A 19,789-nucleotide genomic window follows, 5' to 3' on the forward strand; every position below is an offset into this window, starting at 1 on the left:
CTTTACAAATCCGAATAATCAGCAGATTGCAGGAAGTGTTCCAAGCTGAGTTGCAGGCGTTGTTTTAAACTGCGTTCAACTGAAGAATCGCCGGCGTCGATGCGAATATCGCCAGGCTCCAATGCAGGTTCGGCTCTAAGTTGCCATTGCCGCTCGACTAAATCTTCAGCGCTGTAATGCTGCTGGATCACAGCCAGATCCTGCGGATGAAGCCGGATCTGAATTTGGTTTGCTTTGAGTGGTAAAGCGTCAATCGCCTGACGCAGTGTTTGTAAAATCACTTGCGGGTTGGTTTTGATTTCTACAGCAACCACCGCCTGAGCCATGGCAATGGTCAAATTCAACAATGTGTGTTCAACACGTTGATCGATTTGCAGCAAAGGTTGCTGCAGTTGTTCTATGAGCAGCTGCAACTGTGCCAGCTGCTCGCGGATCAGGCCTTCTCCCTCAGCCAAGCCGATTTTGCGTCCCTCAGCCTGCCCTTGTTGCAAACCATCCTGATAACCTTGCTCCCGCCCTTCGGCGTACCCCTGACTGAAGCCTTCTTCCTTGCCCTGCCCGAGGCCTTCGTCAAATGCAGCCTGACGGATTTGTTCAATATCATCGGCAGTCAGCGGTTTGATTTCTTCCTCTTCCACTGACCGGGCCAGCAACCGGGTTCCTGGCTGAGGTGGCGTTTTATATAACGCATTTGTTTTACTGGTTTTTTTCTGAGGTCCAGCCTGAAAATCCGGCGCAGGCCAATTGCGTAGCAGCTCCAGCACTTCCGCATCCGGCTCAAAAGGCCGGTGCTTAATAAAATCGTTCAGGCTCATTTGCTACTCCAAAAGCCGCACCGCTTGGTCGGGCATCAATTACAGGAAGTCTTCGCCGCCGCCGCCGCCCAGCATAATCTCGCCAGCATCGGCCAGACGCCGTGCAGTGGACAGAATTTCTTTCTGCGCTGTTTCGACTTCGCTGACCCGCACCGGCCCCATTGCTTCGAGGTCGTCGGCCAGCATTTCTGCCGCCCGTTTTGACATATTTTTCAGGATCTTCTCTTTCAGATTGTCGTCGGCCCCTTTGAGCGCCTTCATCAATACATCCTGCTGCACTTCGCGCAGGATGGCCTGAATCGCGCGGTCGTCGACTTCGAGTAAGTTCTCGAACACAAACATCAGATCCTGAATTTGTTGTGCCATTTCTTCGTCGTGTTCGCGGATAGAATCCATCAGCTGACCTTCGACGTTGGTATCCAGGTAGTTCATGATGTCGGCCGCTGCTTTGAGACCGCCCATCTTCGCCGCCTGAGCACCGGCCTGACCGGCAAACTGTTTCTCCATAATCTCGTTTAATTCCTGCAATGCCGCTGGCTGAACTTCTTCCAGGTTGGCAATCCGCATTGTTAAGTCGAGGCGCACTTTTTCCGGGAACTGCGACAGGATCTCAGCCGATTGTTCCGGTTCAAGGTAGGACAATACAATCGTCTGGATCTGCGGGTGTTCGTTACGGATGATGTTGGCCACCTGCTTCGAATCCATCCATTTCAGTGAATCCAGACCTTTGGCGCCACCGCCCAGAATGATTTGATCAATCAGATTCGAGGCTTTTTCTTCACCCAGAGCCGCTGTTAAGGCGCGGCGGATGAAATCCTCGCTCTGGAAGCCGATGGTGCTGAAGTTCTGGATCTGTTCGATAAACAGCCGGTGCACCGCCGAAATTTTGGCCTGGTTCAGATCCTCAATCGACGCCATCGCCATACCGACTTTCTGAACCTGCTTTGGTTCCAGATGTTTCAGGATCTGCGCCGCATCTTCTTCCGACAAGCTCAGCAGCAGGATGGCGGCTTTTTCTACGCCATCGAGCTTACCAACATCAAAAGCCGGTTTTTGCGTTGTTTCTACATTACTCATCTTCAGCCAACCAGTTTTTCACGACCAGAGAGGAAAGTTCAGGCTCATTGGCAACCAGCGCCCGCACCGCTTTTAACAGATCTTCGTCACCATGCAGATCTGGCAGCATTAAGGTGCCATCTGCAGCGAAACCAACAGATTTCGCATCGAATTCTTTACTTAACAGGTCGATGGTATCATCGCCCAGATCAACACCGCGTGACAGCGACATTTCGTCATAGCTTTCAGAAGTATCTTCAGGGTAGATCAGTTTCTTCAGCATTGGCCGGACGATAAAGATGATCAGCACGATAATCACGAGTACCGCGGCAACCAGTCTTGCCAGACGCATAAACCATTCTTGCTCGTATATTGGCAATTCAGCCGCGGCGACTATCTCTTCGCGGGTAAAAGGTACCGACACAACTTCGATGGTGTCGCCACGTTGCACATCAAAGCCAACACCGCCCTGCAATAACCGCCGAATATTCTGCATTTCGGCCTGACTGCGTGGCTCTGGTTTGGCTGGTGCATCGGCCGCGGCTGCACCCATTTTATAATCGACCGCAACGGACACGCTGATGCGGCGGATCACACCACTTTGTTGCGTGCTGTGGCTGATGGTCGTGTCCAGTTCATAATTGCGCGTGACTTCTTTGCTGTTACGACCAGGCACGACCGGTGCTTCGCCGTCGTTGGCTTTTTCCGGAATATTCGAATCCAGTGGCGGTTGATTCGATAACGCCCCGGGGATCCCCATCGCGCCGCCGCCCACACTGTTTTCTTCTGAAGTCATTTCACTGCGTACGGCAGGTAAATCTGGGTTGTAACGTTTCTGCGTCTGTTCAGTGGCAGTGAAATCCATTTGCAGATCGACCTGCGCCGTATAATTGTCCATGCCGAGCACAGGGATCAGGATGGAGTCAATTTTCTGACGATATTCATCTTCACGTTTTAGCTCAATTTCGTATTCCCGGCGTGAACGCGCGGATGCAGCATCCTGTGATCCACTGTTTAACAAGCGGCCATTTTGGTCTGTCACTGTAACTTTGGACGGCTCCAACCCCTGTACCGCCGAAGCGACCAGATCAACAATGGCGTCGACTTCGCTGTCCTTAATCGCCTTGCCACCTTTAGCGGTGATCATCACCGTGGCCGATGGTTGCTTTTCCACCCGGGCAAAAATGTTTTCTTTTGGAATAGCCAATAACACCCGCGCACGGGCAATGCTCTGAAACTCTTCAATGGTGCGGGCCAGCTGTTGTTCACGGCTGTGTTTGAGCCGCTCCATTTCCAGACGTTGACTAACACCAAAACCACTGTCCTGCATCAGAATTTCGTCGCCGCTGTTGGCGTCTTTTTCCAGTCCGGCCCGGTTGAGTCCCAGTTTGACATCCTGGTATTTATCGCCGCGAACCAGAATGGTGTTGCCTTCCAGTTTGTATTCGATTTTTTGCGCATCAAGATGATCGAGGTGGGTGATGAGTTCGCTGGTTTCAAAAGTGCCCAGCGGACGCATATCCGGTTCGCGTGCCCACATAATGATCAGGATCGCAATCGCGATACAGATCGTTAATGCAATGATCAAGGCGATCTGCCGGACTATGTCCATACCGCCCATAGAACCAATAAAACCAGATTTCTGTTCGACAGGGGTGCCCGAGTCAACCGGCTGGTTAAAGTCACTACTGCTTAAGGTTAATTCTGTTGATTCAGCCATTTAGATTGCTCCCATCACACCGGCATCGCCATGACTTCTTTATAGGCTTCCACTAGTTTGTTGCGGACCTGTACCGTAGCTTCAAACGCAATGGAGGCTTTTTGTCCGGCAATCATCGCCTGAGCCAATGACACTTTTGGATCGCCCAGTTCAACAGCTGTCGCCAATTCACTGCTGTTCTTCTGCAGACCATTCACAGTGTTCAGAGCCTGTTTGAATAGCTGAGAGAAGTCACTCTGGCTGGTATTTTCAACCTGAGCCGGCCCAGTTTGCACGTCACCGGACAGACTGCGGGCCTGCCGGGCAAAAGCCTGCATTTCCTGGTAAAGCCCTGCGCCTTTAATATCCATGATGATCTCGCCTGTGAAGCTATTGATATAGGCTGATTAAGCACAAGTTGTGCCAAGATATTATTGTTTATATTCATCAACTTAGATGGAAATCGAAAGAGTCAAAAAAACGACACCGAATAAGATTTCGTGATATGCGGGCGCGATGGCAGGTCTGAGGGATGCTTGCGAAGCGGCTGTTCAGTTGGTGAAGCGGGTAAGCAACAGCCGGCCACAGCAGTGCAGTGGCCGGCTGATTCATCAGCGATCCTGGTCAATAAAGCCCGTCAGAAAGGCAATGCAATACCTGACTCTCGCATCCTGGCCAGTTTGTAACGCAGGGTTCTGGCACTGATGCCCAGTTTTTCCGCCACTTCTTTGCGGCGATTGGCACAGGCCCGCATGGTTTCCAGAATGATCCGGTGCTCCTGCTCATAGACGCCGGATTTAAACACGCTGAGTTCAGGATCGATACTGACTGCAACAGGCTCTGGCCGGTTCAGACTCAGCGGGCTGTTTTCCAGCATAATATCTTCGTCGCTGATCAGATTGTCGTTGTGCACAATCAACGCCCGTTGGATCACGTTATCCAGTTCACGCACATTACCCGGCCATTCATGCGTTAACAACTTGCGTTTGGCACCGGCTGATAACTCTGGCGTCGCAATCCCCTGCTGTTGGCAATGCCGCTCCATCAGATGGGCTGTCAACGGCAGAATATCCTCTGGACGCTCCCACAGGGCCGGCCAGGTCAGTGGAAACACATTGAGCCGGTAGAACAGGTCTTCGCGAAATTGACCTTGTGCCACAGCCTGACGCAGGTCGCGGTTGCTGGTGGCAATCACCCGAACATCCAGCTTAATAGTTTTACGGCTACCCAGCCTTTCAACTTCGCGCTCCTGCAGCACCCGCAATAATTTTGCTTGCAGGTTCAGGTCCATTTCGCTGATCTCATCAAGCAAAATGGTGCCCTGTTGTGCCTGCTCGAATTTACCCGGACAAGCTGAAATGGCGCCGGTGAACGCGCCTTTTTCGTAACCAAACAACGTCGATTCCAGCATATTTTCTGGAATTGCCGCGCAGTTAATCGCCACAAATGGCCCGTCGTGACGCGCCGACTGCAGATGGATGTACCGTGCCAGCACTTCTTTGCCTGAACCACTGGGACCAAGCACCATCACATTGGCGTCGGCCCGGGCGACTTTTGCCGCCAGTTTGACCAGCTGCTGGCTGCAAGGTGCAGCAACAATCGGCTCAAACGGTAATACTTCTTCCGGACTGACATAGCGGCCAACCATATTGATCAGTACTTCCGGCGAAAAAGGCTTAGCCAGATAATCCACCGCACCTAAGCGGATCGCGGTCACCGCGTCGTTCACTGTGGCGTAGGCTGTCATCATCAATACCGGCAGCTGTGGATAATTCAGTTTGACCGATTTGAGCAATTCCAGACCGGAGATAGCCCCCATCTGTACATCACTGACAACCAAGCGGATTTTATGCTGTTTTAATTGCTGTAATGCCTGTTCGGCATTCGCTGCCAGCACCACATCATATTGGGCCAGCGTTAGCGTATCGGCCAGAGCTTCCTGCAAACCGGCGTCATCTTCTACAACCAGAATTTTAGGCTTCTGCATTGCAAGGCTCCTCGATTGGTAACGCACTGCGAAACACAGTGCCTGGATCTGCCAGACAAACTGGCAGGGTCAATTCAAAACGGGCGCCACCGTTGCGACCGTTCAGACAACGGGCAATACCGTTGTGTGAATTCGCTACCGCCTGCACTACGGCAAGGCCAAGACCAGTGCCGTTGCTGCGGGTAGTAAAAAATGGTTCGAAAATTTGCTGCTGCAGGTGCTCTGGCACGCCAGGGCCTTCATCTTCAACGGCCAGCACCACTTTGCGCTGATCTTTGCTGGCAATGGCAGACAACTGAATGCGGGCTCCAGGTCCGGCATGTTCCAGCGCGTTATGCACCAGATTGCTGAGGGCGCCAGCCAATGCGCTATGGTTGCCAAGCACAGTGACATCGGGATCAGGTAGTTCGACGACCACAGTCCCCTGCTGTTGCAGGACTAGCGGTTCAACGGCGGCAAAGACCTCGCTGAGCAGTTGCTGCATCGACAAAGGTACCGCCTGCTGTTCACGCCCAGCGCGGGCAAATAGCAGTAGATCATTCACCTGCTGTTCTAAATCGGTCAGCCGGTTCAGCAGTTTTTGCGTAAATTGCTCGCGCGCTGCCGGACTTAATTTTTGATTGGCCAGATTGCGGGCATACAACAAAGCACCGGACAGCGGCGTGCGGATCTGATGCGCCAATGACGCCATCATCTTACCGAGCGAAGACAGGCGCTGCAGATGTGATAACCGGCTTTGCAACTGACGGGTTTCGGTCAGGTCAGTCAACACGATGAGTTGACCAGTTAAAGGTTCCAACGGGCTAATCGCCAGCTGCACACGCCGGCCATCATGTAACGACACTTCGAGACCATCATCATTGCGTGGCCGGAAACTGCGGTTAATCACATCCAGCCAGCGCTGCCCATGCAATGGCTCGCCGAGCATAGCGACAGCAACCGGATTTGCCTGCATCACATAGCCGCGCTGATCTAACACGACAATGCCGTTTGGCAACACCTGCAGTAAATGCTGTAAGCGCTGCAATTCCAGGCGCTCCGGATCAGAAATCGCCACAGGGACTACAGTCGCTGTCACACCTTGCAATAAGGCCAGATGAGGTACCGCAGACGCTGATGCCGGTAATGGACCTTTTTTCAGCGCAGCGTGTGGAGACGTGAGCATAATTTCACCGTCAGGGTTTTGAACACAACCCTTTCCAAGCAGAAATCATGCCACTAAATTTTATGTTGAAATTCAATATCTTAGATTATATTTGCCTGCCAAATTTTTGGCAGTCAGTCGTTTTGACCGTTGTCGGCTTCATCGCGCATCAGATTATACTTACGCATTTTTTCTACCAACGTAGTCCGGCGCAAGCATAAAATATCCGCAGCACGGGCAACAATAAAGTCGTGGCGTTCCAGTGCCTGATTGATCAGACTCACTTCCAGATCTGCCAAAAATTGTTTCAGGTCCATGCCATCATCCGGTAACAGATCGAGTTGCCCGGACGTCAGCGACGTGAAAGCAATCTCTTCATTACTCTCCTCGTCGTCACTGCCAAACTGAAACAGTTCATTGATTGCATCACGCTCCAGCAACGCTTCCGGATAATGCGGAATATAAGCTTCTACATCAATATGGCGATATTTTTGCGGCAGATCGGCAACATCAACCACTTGGTTCGGGAACATAATCGTCAAGCGTTCGACCAAATTTCCCAATTCGCGGACATTGCCCGGCCAGGCATGTAATTTCAGACTTTCAATGGCCCGTTCAGTAAATTTAACGCCGGCTTGTCCTTGAGTTTCCAGTCTTTGCAATAGTTCCGTCACCAATAAAGGCAAATCGTCAGCACGTTCTTTTAACGCCGGCGTGTCAATTGGAAATACATTCAGCCGGTAATACAAATCTTCCCGGAACCGACCGTCTTCAATCATGCCTTCAAGCTGGCGGTGAGTTGCCGCGATAATACGCACATCCGCGCGGATCGGCTGACTGCCGCCGACACGTTCATAGGTACGCTCTTGTAACACCCGCAGCAGTTTGACCTGCATTGGCAACGGCATGTCACCAATTTCGTCGAGGAAAATAGTCCCGCCCTGCGCCAGTTCAAACCGGCCCTTGCGAGTAGAAATGGCGCCGGTAAAAGCACCTTTTTCATGACCAAACAACTCGCTTTCGAGCAGTTCAGCCGGAATAGCGCCGCAATTAATCGGTACAAATGGGCCGTCACAGCGATGCGACAGTACATGAATGTTCCGCGCCACCACTTCTTTGCCGGTACCGGACTCGCCAAGGATCAGCACGTTAGCATCGGTCTTGGCCACTTGCTGGATCAGAAAACGCACTTGCTGCATCACCGGGCTCGTCCCCACCATCCCGACAAAACGGTGTTGCAAATCATGCTGACGCTGACCAGGCAACAGACGGTGATATTCCTGACAATCACGCAGTTGCTGAGTTAACGAGGCATAAGCAAATGGTTCAGTCAGCAAACCCACCGCATTGGCGTATTTCAACAGGGGTTTTAATGTCTCGCCGAGCAATAGAAACGCGCAGGCCGGATATTGCTGCAGGATCGGTTCGTGTTGTTGTGAGGTAAGTGCACCCAGCAATACCACGGCTTTTGGATCCGCGCCAAGTTCGGCATGGAGCTGCGCTTCGCTCAGTACCGCGTGCGGCTCGTGAATGAAATTCAGGATCACACTCAGGCGCTGCGCCCGGCTATCCTGTTGATCCAAAATAAATAAACGTGGGTTCATGAAGTCTGAGTGCCAGCTTTTTTTTTATTGTTGCAAAGGCTTGGCGCCCTTGCAAGCAACAAACGCTGGTTTTTTGACAGTGGCGTCAAAAAAACAGCGTTTTCGCATTAACTCAGCAGTTGCAACGCTTGTTCGGACTGGATCCGTCCTTGCGCCGCGACCGCGATACTAGCCTGTTCGCGGATTTGTCCCTGTACGCGTTCGGTGCTGGCTTTGGCATAATCTAAATCGGCAATGCGGCTGATGGCGGCTTGTTCATTAACATTCTGGTTGGCCAGATTGCGGGCCGATGCGGTCATTGCGTTAGATGTAGCACCAATTTCTGTGCGTTGGTTGTCAATTTGCTGACTACTGGATTTCACTACATCCAAAGCATTCGCCACACCATCTGCGCTTTGTAAATCGATGGCAAAAACCCCACCATCTTCCAGTTGTTTCGCCAGGTCGGTCGTTGGCAAACTGAACTGACTTTTTTCGCCACCAAGCGCAATACTGCCGTTGCTGGCAAATAATTTAGTACCGGCAAATTCGGTATTGGCTATTTGGTCTTTGATCCCGGCGCTGATGGCATCGACCTGCTTTTGCAGTGCGGCTTTGTCGTCTGCCGACAGGATGCCGCTGCCGGCTTGCGTAGCCAGGCGGCCAATTTCATTCAGACCGTCAGTGACACCTTGCAGCGACTGATCAGCCAGATTGGCCATCGACAAGCCATCATACAGATTCTGTTCGGTCTGGCGGGTACCACTATTTTGCGCGCTGAGACGGTTGGCGATTTGCAAACCAGCGGCATCATCCGCTGCGGAGTTGATCCGCTTCGCGGATGCCAGCTGCTTCAGCTTGTCGTCATTGCTACGCTGCAAGCGGTCTGAGAGCAAATCAATCACAGATGTCTGGCCATTGATATTCATAGAGTACCCCGCTCCGGTCGATGTATTTTGATTCTACGCCTTGTTGTTCCGAACAGGCAAAGTATGGCTGAGGTTATTTTTTGACGGGTGGCAGGTTCTGTGAACAAGCCACTGCTAACACCTTTAATCACAAGCATTTTTTAATACTGGAATAAATTATGCTATGGTTCTGTCTACTAGTGATGTAGCGTGATCCATCCGCTGCAAGGGGGACAATATGTTTAACGGCAAAAATATTTTCATTACCGGAGGCACTGGGTCCTTTGGTCATAAATACACTGAGACGCTGCTACAGCGTTACAAGCCGAATAAAATTATTATTTTCTCCCGCGACGAGCTAAAACAATACGAAATGCAGCAGCGTTTTAACGCGCCTTGTATGCGTTACATGATAGGTGACGTGCGCGATCAGGACCGACTGATCCGCGCTATGCGCGGGGTGGATTATGTGATCCATGCCGCTGCGTTAAAGCAGGTTCCCGCCGCAGAATACAATCCGATGGAATGCATCAAAACCAACATCAATGGCGCTGAACATGTGATCAATGCCGCTATTGAGAACAACGTTGAAAAAGTCATTGCCCTTTCGACTGACAAAGCGGCCAATCCGGTCAACCTGTACGGCGCAACCAAACTGGCATCCGACAAACTATTTATCGCTGCAAACAACATTTCCGGCGGCAGCAAACCACGGTTTTCTGTTGTGCGATACGGCAATGTCGTTGGGTCACGGGGTTCTGTGGTGCCATTTTTTGAAAAATTACGCGATAGTGGTTCGGACCATATCCCAATCACGCACCCGGAAATGACACGATTCTGGATCAGCTTGCAGCAAGGTGTTGATTTTGTTTTGAAAAACTTTGAACGCATGCTTGGTGGTGAGATATTCGTGCCCAAAATTCCGTCGATTCGGGTGGTTGATTTGGCCAAAGCAATAGCACCGGATTTACCGTTTAAAGATGTCGGCATCCGCCCGGGTGAAAAACTGCATGAAATGATGTGTCCCGGTGATATGTCTTATAACACCTACGAATATGATGACCACTTTGTGATCGCACCGTCGATTCTGTTCTCCAACCGGAGTAACGATTTCACAATCAATGCGTTAAAAGAACGGGGTCGCAAAGTGGAACCGGGGACTGAGTATGTTTCTGATAAAAATCCCTGGTTTTTAACAGTGGACGAGATCCGCCAATTTAATCAGGATGCAATGGAATGATCCCTTATGGGCGTCAGCAAATTGACGCTGCCGATATTGCTGCAGTCATTGATACTCTGCAATCAGACTTTCTGACACAGGGACCTAAAGTTCCTGCTTTTGAGCAAGCAGTTGCCCGCCAGTGTCAGGCCCGCTTTGCGGTTGCAATGAATAGTGCAACCTCTGCGCTACATCTGGCATGTTTAGCATTACAAGTAGGCCCGGGCGACCGGGTTTGGACCAGCCCAATCAGCTTTGTAGCCTCAGCCAACTGCGCCGTGTACTGCGGTGCTGATGTTGATTTTGTTGACGTGGATGCCAGCACCGGCTTAATGGATCCTGCCCAACTCGCAATAAAATTAGAGCAGGCCGCAACGACAAACACCTTACCTAAAGTGTTGATCCCGGTACATCTGGCTGGACACAGCTGTGATATGCAGCGAATTGCCGCGCTATGCCAGCCCTACAATATTCGCATCATCGAAGATGCTTCCCACGCCATTGGTGGTTACTACCAGCACCGCCCGGTTGGCTGCTGTCAGTACAGTGATATCACGGTCTTTAGCTTCCATCCGGTAAAAATCATCACCTCAGCCGAAGGTGGCATGGCGCTTTGCAATGATCCGGCACTGGATAACCAGTTGCGGCTACTCAGAAGTCACGGTATCACCCGCGACGCTGCAGACATGACCGAAGCATCACATGGCCCTTGGTATTATCAGCAAATTGGCCTTGGGTTTAATTATCGCATCACCGATTTACAAGCTGCGCTTGGGCTCAGTCAGCTCGACCGGCTTCAGCAATTTGTCCATCAGCGCATCAAAGCCACAGAGCTGTACCAGCAGCTGTTACAGGATCTGCCTGTCGAATTACCAGCTCCGGCTGTCGATGGTGTATCCGCCTGGCATCTGTATATAGTGCGCATGCACCAGCCGGCAAAACGGCTGCAGGTATTTGAATCGCTACGTGCCGCCGGTATTGGCGTGAATGTGCATTACATTCCAATCCATACCCAGCCGTATTATCAAAAACTCGGTTTTGACTGGGGACAGTTTCCAGACGCCGAACAGTTTTATAGCCAGATCATTAGTTTACCGTTATTCGCAGGCATTACGCCTGCACAGCAACAACAAGTGGCCGACGCGCTGCGTCTGGCCTGCAGTGAGCTCTGAAAAATGAAAACCGCTATTATTCCTGCCCGTGGCGGTAGCAAACGGATCCCCCGGAAAAATATCCGCCTGTTTAACGGCAAGCCTATGTTGGCCTGGTCGGTTGAAGCCGCCTTGCAAAGCGGTGTATTTGACCGTGTCATAGTCTCCACCGACGATGACGAAATAGCCGACGTGGCTCGTCAGGCCGGTGCCGAAGTACCGTTCCTACGCCCAAAGACCTTGGCTGATGATTTCACTGGCACAGGACCTGTGATCACCCATGCGATTCAATGGTTACGTGAACAACAACAGCCGCCGTCTCTGGTCGGTTGTATCTATGCCACAGCGCCCTTGTTGTTGCCATCTGACCTGCAACAAGCCGCTGCAGCACTTGTGGCAAATCCAGCACTGAAATTTGTGTTCTCCGGCTGCCGGTTTAGCTTCCCCATCCAGCGTGCTTTATACCGCAATGCGCAGGGCCAGATTGAGCCAGTGCAACCAGAGTCGATCCCCAAACGTTCGCAGGATTTGCCGGAAACCTTTCACGATGCCGGCCAGTTTTATCTGGGTCAGGCCGACGACTGGTGTAACGGTTTAGCGATGTTCGCGCCGCACAGTTTTTTGCAGGAACTGCCGCAACACCGGGTGCAAGACATTGATACTGAAGCGGACTGGTTACGTGCCGAACTGCTGCAGACTCTTTTGACGCAGACACCGCGGAGCCGTTGATGCAGGTGCTGTTTCGCACAGACGCGTCTGTAGCCATTAGCTCAGGACATCTGATGCGATGTCTGACGCTGGCACGTGCGCTCAGGCAAGCCGGTCATCAGGTGTATTTTGCCTGTCGGCAACATCCGGGACATCTGCTGCCATTATTGGCTGAGCAAGGCTTTACCACCTTTGTCTTACCGCTACTCACCAATCCACCACAGCATGGTTATCAGGCCTGGCTAGGTTGCACTGAAGCGGAAGATGCGTCAGCGCTCATTACCAGTCTTGATTCAACACAGAATACCGGAATATTCGACTGGCTGATTGTCGACCACTATGGCCTTGGCGCCATGTTTTGTAAGGCGATGCGGCCAAGATGCCGTGCAATACTGCAAATTGATGATCTGGCCAACCGGCAATATGACTGCGATGTGATGCTTGACCAGAATTTAGTGCCTGACTTCACCAGCCGTTATCAGTCTTTGTTACCCGAACATTGCCAACCATTGCTGGGGCCCCGCTTTGCTCTGCTCAGACCCGAATTTGCCGGCTTTGACCCGCTACAACGACAATTCCATACAGCATTTAATTCCCATTCTCCTGCACGGGTGCTGGTGTTTTTTGGTGGTAGCGACGAGCAAAATTTTACTACTCTGGCAATTAATGCTTTGCAGCAACTTCAGGAATCGCATTGGCTGGCCGATATCGTGATCGGTCAGGCCAACCCGCACCGTCTGTTGTTGCAGCAACTTTGTGCACAGGACCGGCGTCTGACCCTGCTTGTACAGACGCCAGGGATGGCAGGGCTGATGGCAGCTGCGGATTTGATGATTGGCGCCGGCGGCGCGACACACTGGGAACGGGCTTGCCTGGGGCTACCCGCCATTGTCGTCGCGCTGGCGGACAATCAACAGGCAACCACTCATTATCTGGCAAGCCTTGGCGCTTGTATTGATTTGGGTCCTGCGGACCAGCTCAGCGCCGGACAACTGACGCTGGCCATAGCGACGTTGCTAAACGATGCGCCGCTGCGAGCGCGGATGTCGGCAGCAGCGCAGCAACTGGTGCCTGCAGGCGGTGGCGTGCCCCATCTGCTGCAGTTGTTGCAGCAATCAACAGCAACAAACACGACCTGAGTTTTCATCTAACTGGAGCAGCGTAAATGGCAGCAGTCCCCACCATTGAACTGGGTTCTTATCAAATAGGTGCTAATCATGCGCCTTTTATCATTGCCGAATTGTCGGGTAACCATGATCAGTCGCTGGATAAAGCACTGGCGATGGTTGACGCCGCCGCAGCCGCCGGCGCTCATGCGATCAAATTGCAAACTTACACTGCAGATACGATGACGCTCGATATCGACAGCGGTGATTTTTTTATTGATAACCCGGATAGCCTCTGGTTCGGCCAAAGTCTCTATAAACTTTATGAGATTGCGAACACACCGTGGGACTGGCATGCACCGATTTTTGCCCGCGCTAAAGCGTTGGGTATGGTGGCGTTCAGTACGCCATTTGACCTGACTGCCGTCGATTTCCTCGAAACCCTCGATGTGCCCTGCTACAAAATTGCTTCCTTTGAAAACACCGATCACGCGCTGCTCGCCGCAGTGGCCCGCACCGGCAAGCCAGTGATTATGTCGACCGGCATGGCCAGTCAAAGTGAACTGGCCGAAGCGGTGGAGGTGCTCAAAGCGAACGGCTGTCAGGCGCTGATTCTGCTTAAATGCACCAGCAACTATCCGGCAGAACCGGTGGATGCCAACCTGCGCACTATCCCACATTTAGCGGAGCTGTTTCAGTGCCAGGCGGGATTATCAGACCACTGCACTGGCATTGGTGTAGCCGTCGCGGCCGTCGCCTTGGGGGCCACAGTGATTGAAAAACACTTTGTGTTAGATCGCAGCGAAGGCGGCGTAGATGCGGAATTCTCGCTGGAGCCGGCTGAATTGAAAATGCTGGTTGATGAAACCCGCCGCGCTCATCTTGCCCTCGGTGGCGTGCATTATGGCGTCACGGCTAAAGAAGTAGCTTCGCGCCGCCATCGCCGTTCTTTATATATCGCACAAGACCTCAAAGCCGGTGATGTGCTGAATGCAGAAAATGTCCGCGCTATCCGCCCTGGGCTTGGTCTCGCTCCCAAATACCTGCCACTGCTGCTTGGCAAAACCGTGAAGCAGGATGTAGCGCGTGGCACCGCGCTGAGTTGGGATTTATTGGCATGAATGCGGTATCGCCAGCAAATATTCGCGCTTATGGTGTTGATCTGACGCCCGTGCAGGCCACTGATTTACCACAATTGCGCACCTGGCGTAACAGCCCGGATATAGCCGCGCAAATGCTGGACCAACGCCAAATCAGCCCTGAGGCGCAACAGCAGTGGTTTACCCGCATCAGTGCCGATGTATCACAGCAACATTTTGTCATCCGCTATAAGGATCAACCGGTCGGCGCCTGTAATCTGAAACAACCAGAGGGTAAAGCTGTAACTGGCAGCACAGTATTGGAGAGTGGTTTTTATCTGGCCGATCCACGCTTTCGTGGTTCCATGCTGGCATTTTTCCCGGCACTTGCGCTCAATCAGTATTGCTTTCAGACGCTTGGCTGTACGACACTGCTGGCACATGTCAAACTGGACAACCAAGCTGCGCTGCGCTTTAACCAGCAACTCGGCTATCAAACGACACAACAGCTCAGCCAGCCAACCCCGGAAGGACCAGTATTAATGCAACAAATGCAGCTGGATTTGGCAGGATTTACTCAGGCGGCCAGTCGTTTTGCCCGCTTTGCTGGTTAGTCGAAATCAGCTCACCGAACGGAGTTTCAGATGCAACATCAAGAATTACAGCAAACGAACGTGCAAAAACTGCAACAAGCCTTCGCTACTGCGTTGGTGGTTGACCTGTCCCTGATCACCGACGATCTGGCCTACAATAGTATCCCGCAGTGGGATAGCACGGCCCATATGCTGCTGATCGCTGAACTGGAAAACAGTTTTAATCTGCTGCTGGATACCGACGACATTATCGACATGAGCTCGGTGGCCAAAGCACGGGAGATTTTAGCTAAACATGGCGTGGCCTTTGGATGACCAGCTCCGCACCAAGACCGATCAGTCTGATCACCGGCGCCAGTCGCGGGATTGGTGCGGCCTGTGTACAGCAGCTGCAACAAGCTGGTCATCAGTTAATTCTGGTCGCGCGCGACACCACAGCTTTACAGACTTTGGCAATGCCGGACGATCTGGTGATCAGCGCTGATCTGACGGATGAGAGCCAGATCCTCGCGTGTTTTCGTCAGGTACAACAACACTTCGGCCGGCTGGATCATCTGGTTAATGCAGCAGGCATGATGCAGGACAGCGCCTTGGCATTGACGAAATCCGCCAATCTGGCCGCGCATTTTCAGCTCAATGTTACCGCCACCTTCCTGTGCTGCCAGCTGGCAAGTCGGTTGATGTTGCGGCAAAAATGCGGAAATATTGTAACTTTCGGGTCCAAAGTTGGCGAAAATGGCAGTAGCGGTCAGGCTGCTTATTGTGCCAGCAAGGCCGCCGTATCGGGTATGAGTAAAGCCTTAGCAAAAGAACTGGGACCGCAGGGCATTCGCGTCAACGTGGTTGCTCCTGGCTTTATCGATACGACTTTAACTGCTCATTACAACGCAGAGCAACGGGCACAGCTGACCAGCCAGACGGCCTTACGCCGGCTCGGCACAGCTGCCGATGTTGCCGCGGTGGTCGGCTTTTTATGCTCAGATGCAGCCGGTTATATCACAGGTCAGGTGCTGGCTGTGGATGGCGGACTAGTGTTATGAACCTGCATTTTGCGAAAAATCTGCAACGTTTTGGCGAACAAACTGCGTTGCTTTTGCCGGACGGTACCGCCATCAGTTATCTAAAACTGGCACAGCTGGCCGATCATTTTGCTCAGCGCTTTGTTCAGTTTGATGTCTGGCCGCAACAGGTCTGCGCTTTATTATGTCGCAATAATCTGACGACCGTGGTGGCCTATCTGTGTTGTCTGCGCCATCAGCGACCGTTGGTGTTGTTAGATGCAAACCTGCCGCAAAGCCAACTCGACCCGCTGATCCGCCAACTAGAGATCGCCGTGTTAATCGATGACCTTGGCACGATGCGCCGCGTCAGTGCCAGCGCTTTTCGAGCCAGGCCAGATCTGGCACTGCTACTTAGCACCTCCGGTAGTACCGGCGATCCAAAATCGGTGATGTTGTCGCTGGATAATCTGCACAGTAATGCATTGGCTATCTCGCGGTATTTGCCGCTGCAGATGTCCGACGTTGCCATCACTGCACTGCCACTGCATTATTCCTATGGTCTGTCGGTACTGAATAGTCACCTGCTTTGCGGCGCAACAGTGCTGCTGACCGACTACTCCGTCATGAACAAAGAATTTTGGCAACTGATGCGCGACTTTGCTGTCAATAGCCTTGCTGGCGTACCATTTAGCTATAAGATGCTGAAAACACTGCGATTTGAACGTTTGCCACTGCCGGCGTTGCGCTACATGACCCAGGCCGGCGGACCGCTCAGTGACGACTTGCGCCAATACGTGCAATTGCTGGCAGAGCAAAAACAAATCCCGGTGTACCTGATGTATGGCCAGACCGAAGCCACGGCACGCATCGCTTGGCTTAGGCCGGAATATTTAGCTGATCACGCCGATTGCATCGGTGAGCCGATCCCTGGCGGCGCCCTGCTGCTGCGTGATGTCGAGAGCAGGACGGAGATCACCGAAGCAAATCTTGAGGGTGAGCTGGTTTATCAAGGGCCAAATGTGATGCTTGGCTATGCACAAAATTCAGCTGATCTACGTTCCAATGACAAAATGGCAGAACTAGCCACTGGCGACCTGGCTATCCTGCGACCAAATGGCTTGTTTCAAATTACTGGCCGGTTGAAACGGATGTTGAAAATTCAGGGGAAACGTTGGCAACTGGATCAGCTGGAAACATTATTACAGCGCGAACGATGGTCGACCGTTTGCACCGGACGAGATGATTTGCTGGTAGTGGCTGTTATTGATGCCAATGCCGAATCCACAGCGGCCGCTGCAGTCAGCGATTACCTGCATACCACACTGTTATTACATCCCAGCCTGTTTAAAGTATTGCTGGTACGGGATGTACCCTACACCAATAATGGCAAAGTGCATTATCACGCGCTATTGCGCATCGCCACCGGCGAGACGCTCACTGAAGGCCCGGGCGGGAGTACCCATTGATGCAAGCGCCATGGCAGCCATTAACTGATGAACCACCGTACGGTTTGACCGCACAGCAAAAAACGCCTCGATTGCTGGCAGAACTAATTGCACTGAACGGCCATCATCAAACTCACTGCGCCTTGTACCAAAGGCTACAACAAGCCTTGCCGCTCTGCCAGCAACAGCCGGGAAGTCTGGCTGAATTGCCTTATCTGTCAGTGCGGCTGTTCAAACAGTTTACCTTGCAGTCTGTGCCGGACAATCAGGTATTTAAAACGCTGTATTCGAGCGGTACCACAGGGCAGCCGTCGCGGATAGTGCTGGATAAAGACGCGGCGGCGCTGCAATCCAAAGTACTGGTGCGCATCATGCAACATTGGCTTGGCAAAGATCGCTTGCCAATGCTCATCATCGATCACCCTGGCGTAGTCAAAGATCGCAACAGTTTCAGTGCCCGTGGCGCTGGTATTCAAGGGCTGGCCTTTATGGGCCGCAACCACTGTTATGCGCTGAACGAAGATTTGTCAGTCAATACCGAAGCACTGACCGAGTTTTGCCAACGTTATAGTGAAGGGCCAGTACTGATTTTTGGTTTTACCTTTATGGTCTGGCAATGGCTTTCACAGTTAGCCGCCGGGCAGGTCCAGTTGCCACAGGCGATTTTGCTACACAGCGGCGGCTGGAAAAAACTGCAGGCACAGGCCGTCGGCAATGCTGAGTTCAAGGCTAAGTTGGCACAGGTTGCCGCGATCCAGCGGGTACACAATTTTTATGGCATGGTCGAACAAATCGGCGCCGTGTTTGTCGAGTGTGAGCAAGGCCACCTGCACTGCCCGGCTTCCGCCGATGTGCTAGTGCGTAACCCGCAAAACTGGCAACTGTGTGCACATGGTGAACCCGGGGTGCTCCAATTGCTATCTACCTTGCCCCGCTCTTATCCGGGTCATAGCCTATTGACCGAAGACCGCGGCGTGATCATTGGCGAAGACAACTGCCCTTGCGGCCGGCCCGGCAAGTATTTTCAGGTGCTCGGACGCTTGGCACTGGCCGAAGCTCGCGGCTGCAGTGATACCGTGACAGCCCAGGCAGTATAAGGATTTCCACATGCAGTTGCTAAACCCAGCGACCACAGCACCAACCTTACAGGCTGCGTTTTCTCAGGGCGCACAGGATTACATTCAGGCTTTGTCTGCAAGGCTCTTGGCCGATCCGATCTGCCGGACTATGCCAGATTTGTTGGCGCTGGGCTTTTGGTTCCGCCGACAAAAACTAACAGCGCTGGTGCAAAAATATCATGCAATGCCATATCAGTTTAAGCCGCTTGGACGGGTGTATCACAATACTCCGGCAAACGTCGATAGTCTGTTTATGTATCCCGCACTGCTGTCGTTGTTGTGTGGCAACAGCAATCTGCTCCGGCTGTCATCGCGTGCAGGTCAAAGCGCGCAGGTGCTGCTGACACACATTAACGCACTGGCGGAACAATACCCGGAGCAAAATGCTGCATTGCAATTTGTGTTGGCCCCGCATAACGACACCGATCTTGCACGGCATCTGACGCAAATGGACGGACGTGTATTGTGGGGGTCGGATGCGGCAATTATCACGCAGCGACAACAACCGGTGCCAGCGCATTGCCGTGACCTGATTTTCAGCCACAAAATGTCGCTGACGCTGCTTGACGCCAACGCCGTCTGTGAGGCTCCTGCCGCTGAATTTCAGGCCATGACTGAGCTGTTTAGCCGCGATCATCTGACCTACGCCCAGCAAGCCTGTGCTTCAGCCAAAGTCGTGGTGTGGCTTGGCCAGACAGACGACATCAGGCAGGCGCAACAACGATTCTGGCCAACACTCATTCAGCGTTCGATGCAGCAGGCGCTACTCACTGACAGCGACGCCTATCAGGCGCTGGCGGGCGCGCAACAGCTGTTATTGAGGAGTGAGAACTATCAAGACTGGCAAACCGGCCAGCTGCAACGCCTGCGTATCACCGACTTAGATACAGACATGCTGCAGCTGCACCCGGGCTGTGGCTTATTTCTCGAATTGCCACTGCAATCACTCAATGCGCTGACACCGATGCTGAATAATTGCCATCAGACTCTAAGTCACTGGGGGATCGACAGCAAATTACTGAGCGACTGGTATCCAACAGTACTGCGTGGCGCCGACCGGCTAGTACCGCTTGGTCAGTCCCTGCAATTTAACGAAGTTTGGGATGGCGTTGATTTGGTCGTGCAGCTCAGTCGCATTAGCAACACTCAATCTAGCCACGGCTAGCTTCAAATAAAC

19 protein-coding genes are annotated in these 19,789 nt (G+C 52.5%); 11 read left to right on the forward strand and 8 right to left on the reverse strand.

Annotated features, from left to right (window positions below; genetic code table 11):
- Positions 1–2: 2 nt before the first annotated feature.
- The 8 genes from fliH to ACFFJP_RS17890 all read right to left on the reverse strand — a co-directional run bounded on the left by fliH (position 3) and on the right by ACFFJP_RS17890 (position 9,213).
- Complete coding sequence (gene fliH, locus ACFFJP_RS17855; RefSeq protein WP_377247444.1) at positions 3–815, reverse strand: flagellar assembly protein FliH; 813 nt, start codon at positions 813–815, stop codon at positions 3–5.
- Positions 816–854: 39 nt separating this feature from the next.
- Positions 855–1,892, reverse strand: a complete 1,038-nt coding sequence (fliG, locus tag ACFFJP_RS17860) for a flagellar motor switch protein FliG (protein ID WP_348734388.1) — start codon at positions 1,890–1,892, stop codon at positions 855–857.
- Positions 1,885–3,591 carry a flagellar basal-body MS-ring/collar protein FliF gene (gene fliF, locus ACFFJP_RS17865; RefSeq protein WP_377247447.1) on the reverse strand — a complete coding sequence of 569 codons (1,707 nt, stop codon included), beginning with the start codon at positions 3,589–3,591 and terminating at the stop codon, positions 1,885–1,887. Before fliF ends, fliG begins: the two co-directional genes overlap by 8 nt.
- 14 nt (positions 3,592–3,605) lie before the next feature.
- Positions 3,606–3,941 (reverse strand): flagellar hook-basal body complex protein FliE, encoded by a 336-nt coding sequence (fliE, locus tag ACFFJP_RS17870; protein ID WP_377247450.1) that lies wholly within the window; start codon positions 3,939–3,941, stop codon positions 3,606–3,608.
- A gap of 266 nt (positions 3,942–4,207) precedes the next feature.
- Entirely contained in the window at positions 4,208–5,557 is a 1,350-nt protein-coding gene (locus tag ACFFJP_RS17875) for a sigma-54-dependent transcriptional regulator (protein ID WP_377247453.1), read from the reverse strand.
- The gene (locus ACFFJP_RS17880) at positions 5,544–6,722 is read right to left on the reverse strand and encodes a sensor histidine kinase (RefSeq protein WP_377247456.1); all 1,179 of its coding nucleotides are present in this window, start codon (positions 6,720–6,722) and stop codon (positions 5,544–5,546) included. Before ACFFJP_RS17880 ends, ACFFJP_RS17875 begins: the two co-directional genes overlap by 14 nt.
- Positions 6,723–6,835: 113 nt before the next feature.
- Entirely contained in the window at positions 6,836–8,305 is a 1,470-nt protein-coding gene (locus tag ACFFJP_RS17885; RefSeq protein WP_377247459.1) for a sigma-54 dependent transcriptional regulator, read from the reverse strand.
- Between the two features lie 107 nt (positions 8,306–8,412).
- Entirely contained in the window at positions 8,413–9,213 is an 801-nt protein-coding gene (locus ACFFJP_RS17890) for a flagellin (protein WP_377247462.1), read from the reverse strand.
- A 217-nt stretch (positions 9,214–9,430) separates the two neighbouring features.
- Between ACFFJP_RS17890 and pseB the strand changes: the two genes are divergently transcribed.
- The 11 genes from pseB to ACFFJP_RS17945 are packed head-to-tail and all read left to right on the forward strand — an operon-like array spanning position 9,431 to position 19,777.
- Positions 9,431–10,432, forward strand: coding sequence for a UDP-N-acetylglucosamine 4,6-dehydratase (inverting) (gene pseB, locus ACFFJP_RS17895; RefSeq protein ID WP_377247465.1), 1,002 nt, complete (start codon positions 9,431–9,433; stop codon positions 10,430–10,432).
- Complete coding sequence (pseC, locus tag ACFFJP_RS17900; RefSeq protein WP_377247468.1) at positions 10,429–11,583, forward strand: UDP-4-amino-4,6-dideoxy-N-acetyl-beta-L-altrosamine transaminase; 1,155 nt, start codon at positions 10,429–10,431, stop codon at positions 11,581–11,583. The genes pseB and pseC overlap by 4 nt, the downstream gene beginning before the upstream one ends.
- Before the next feature lie 3 nt (positions 11,584–11,586).
- Positions 11,587–12,291, forward strand: a complete 705-nt coding sequence (pseF, locus tag ACFFJP_RS17905) for a pseudaminic acid cytidylyltransferase (protein WP_377247471.1) — start codon at positions 11,587–11,589, stop codon at positions 12,289–12,291.
- Positions 12,291–13,409, forward strand: a complete 1,119-nt coding sequence (gene pseG, locus ACFFJP_RS17910; RefSeq protein ID WP_377247474.1) for a UDP-2,4-diacetamido-2,4,6-trideoxy-beta-L-altropyranose hydrolase — start codon at positions 12,291–12,293, stop codon at positions 13,407–13,409. Before pseF ends, pseG begins: the two co-directional genes overlap by 1 nt.
- Before the next feature lie 26 nt (positions 13,410–13,435).
- Entirely contained in the window at positions 13,436–14,497 is a 1,062-nt protein-coding gene (gene pseI / locus ACFFJP_RS17915; protein WP_377247477.1) for a pseudaminic acid synthase, read from the forward strand.
- A complete protein-coding gene (locus ACFFJP_RS17920; protein WP_377247480.1) occupies positions 14,494–15,069 on the forward strand; it encodes a GNAT family N-acetyltransferase in 576 nt (191 codons plus the stop codon). Before pseI ends, ACFFJP_RS17920 begins: the two co-directional genes overlap by 4 nt.
- Positions 15,070–15,099: 30 nt before the next feature.
- Positions 15,100–15,363 (forward strand): acyl carrier protein, encoded by a 264-nt coding sequence (locus ACFFJP_RS17925; protein WP_377247483.1) that lies wholly within the window; start codon positions 15,100–15,102, stop codon positions 15,361–15,363.
- Positions 15,360–16,088, forward strand: a complete 729-nt coding sequence (locus ACFFJP_RS17930; RefSeq protein ID WP_377247486.1) for an SDR family NAD(P)-dependent oxidoreductase — start codon at positions 15,360–15,362, stop codon at positions 16,086–16,088. The genes ACFFJP_RS17925 and ACFFJP_RS17930 overlap by 4 nt, the downstream gene beginning before the upstream one ends.
- Positions 16,085–17,515, forward strand: coding sequence for an AMP-binding protein (locus ACFFJP_RS17935; protein WP_377247489.1), 1,431 nt, complete (start codon positions 16,085–16,087; stop codon positions 17,513–17,515). The genes ACFFJP_RS17930 and ACFFJP_RS17935 overlap by 4 nt, the downstream gene beginning before the upstream one ends.
- On the forward strand, positions 17,515–18,591 hold the full coding sequence (locus ACFFJP_RS17940; protein ID WP_377247492.1) for a LuxE/PaaK family acyltransferase: 1,077 nt from the start codon (positions 17,515–17,517) through the stop codon (positions 18,589–18,591). The genes ACFFJP_RS17935 and ACFFJP_RS17940 overlap by 1 nt, the downstream gene beginning before the upstream one ends.
- Before the next feature lie 10 nt (positions 18,592–18,601).
- Entirely contained in the window at positions 18,602–19,777 is a 1,176-nt protein-coding gene (locus ACFFJP_RS17945) for an acyl-CoA reductase (protein ID WP_377247495.1), read from the forward strand.
- Positions 19,778–19,789: the final 12 nt, after the last annotated feature.

It is taken from the genome of Rheinheimera tilapiae, from assembly GCF_042432165.1.
Lineage (GTDB): Bacteria > Pseudomonadota > Gammaproteobacteria > Enterobacterales > Alteromonadaceae > Pararheinheimera > Pararheinheimera tilapiae.